This is a genomic window from Aquabacterium sp. UBA2148 (assembly GCF_002328915.1).
Classification (GTDB): Bacteria; Pseudomonadota; Gammaproteobacteria; order Burkholderiales; family Burkholderiaceae_C; genus Aquabacterium; species Aquabacterium parvum.
Window position 1 is genome coordinate 1 of sequence record NZ_DCXA01000118.1, and the last position, 1,773, is coordinate 1,773.

Here is a 1,773-nt window from a genome sequence, read left to right on the forward strand (position 1 = left end):
CGGGCACGGCGGGCGCCTCGTGCGTGACGATGACCTGCAGGCGGAACTGCGCAAAGCGGGTGCTCAGCGCGCGGAGCTCTTGCAGGAAGCACAAATCGGCGTGGGCCTTGACCCAGTACAGCAGCGTCAGCTCAACCGGCATGTGTTGAGCGGCCAGCGCCCGCGTCAGGCCCATCAGCGGCGTGATGCCCGAGCCAGCAGCCAGGAATAGCCAGCGCCCTTGCGGCTGTGCGGGCAGCGTCATCTCACCGAAGGCCGGGCCGATGCCAAGCACATCGCCCACGCGGGCTTGCTGCACCAGGTGGGTGCTCAGCGCACCGCCCTCGACGCGCTTGACGGTGATGGACATGCGCCCGGAGTGAGACGGCGTGTTGGTCAGGCTGTAGCTGCGCGTCACGCGCCGGCCGTTGACTTGCGCGCTGACGTTGACGTGCTGGCCCGCCACGAAACTGCCCACATGGCGGTTGGGTTTGAGCACCAGCGTGACGGTGTCACGCGCCTCGACGCGGCGCTCGACGATGGTCGCCAGCGGACGCGACCACGACCAGACCGGGTTCAGGTGCTGCACCCAGAAATCGAAGACCTCGGGCTCGATCACGGGCGCGATGACGCGCTGCAACCAGTTGGCGGTGGGGGGAAGGCCGATGGTGGCCGGGGCGGAGGCGCTCACGGTGGGTGGCTGACGCAAAGAGAAGATGCGGCAGTATACGTGCGAGAAGACGTTTGTCTATACACTTGTGCATTAAATCGGGAGGGGTATCATGCGAACCGGTTTGACCCAACGCAACGCCCCAGCCTGGCGCCCCACCTGAACCCGCCTGAAGACCCCGCCCGATGGACACCGTTGAAGCCTCTGCCGCCACCATCCTGGAATCGCCGGGCGCACCGGATGTCCCAGACGTGCGTGCGCGGGCAGCCTCTCCCGGGCGCAAGGCCGTCATCTCCCGAGAAGACATCATCGTGGCGGCCCTGCGCCTGGTCGGGCCGCACCGCAGCGTGTCGTCGCTGAGCCTGCGCGAGGTGGCCCGCGAGGCCGGCATCGCGCCCAACAGTTTTTACCGCCAGTTCCGGGACATGGACGAGCTGGCCGTGGCCCTGATCGACCTGGCCGGCAGCTCCTTGCGCCAGATCATCGGGGAAGCCCGCCAGCGTGCAGCCGTTGACCGCAGCGTGGTGCGTGGCTCGGTCGAGGCCTTCATGGAGCAACTGCAGCGCGACGACAAGTTGCTCCACATCCTCCTGCGCGAGGGCTCGGTGGGCTCTGACGCGTTCAAGCAGGCGGTGGATCGCCAGCTCAGCTATTTCGAAGAAGAGCTGCGCCACGACCTGGTGCGCCTGGCCCAGGCCAATGGCACGGGCCTGTTCGAGGCCGGCCTGACCGCCAAAGCGATCACCCGCCTGGTCTTCACCATGGGCTCGACGGCCATGGACCTGCCGCGCAGCGAACAAGGTCGCCTCACCGAAGAGCTCATATTGATGGTGCGCATGATCGTGGCGGGCACCCAGACGCTGGCTGCCATGACGCCGGAGCAGGTGGCGCGTTGACGCGGGCTGAGGGGCGCCATGCCCAGGGCCCCCAAGCCCTGCCTTAGGATCAACGCCAGCCCTGTTGCCTCAAGGAGTGCCCTCATGTCGCGTTCGCCCACGCACCGTCTCCGCTGTTCACCCCCGCCATCTCTGTTGAACCGTGCATGCCTGGGCTTGCTCGCAGGTGCATCGGCCACGCTGTTCGCGGCTTGTGCAACGGCCCCTGGGGGGGCGAATGGGGCTGGC

General features: G+C 67.5%; 2 protein-coding genes. One reads left to right on the forward strand and one right to left on the reverse strand.

The window, feature by feature from the left end; all coding sequences use genetic code 11:
• A partial coding sequence (locus B2W70_RS06390; protein WP_286743951.1) for an FAD-binding oxidoreductase occupies positions 1-670 on the reverse strand: 670 nt, incomplete at its 3' end.
• Between the two features lie 164 nt (positions 671-834).
• Here B2W70_RS06390 and fabR point away from each other — a divergent pair.
• Positions 835-1,545, forward strand: coding sequence for an HTH-type transcriptional repressor FabR (gene fabR, locus B2W70_RS06395; RefSeq protein WP_286743952.1), 711 nt, complete (start codon positions 835-837; stop codon positions 1,543-1,545).
• The last annotated feature ends 228 nt before the right edge of the window (positions 1,546-1,773 follow it).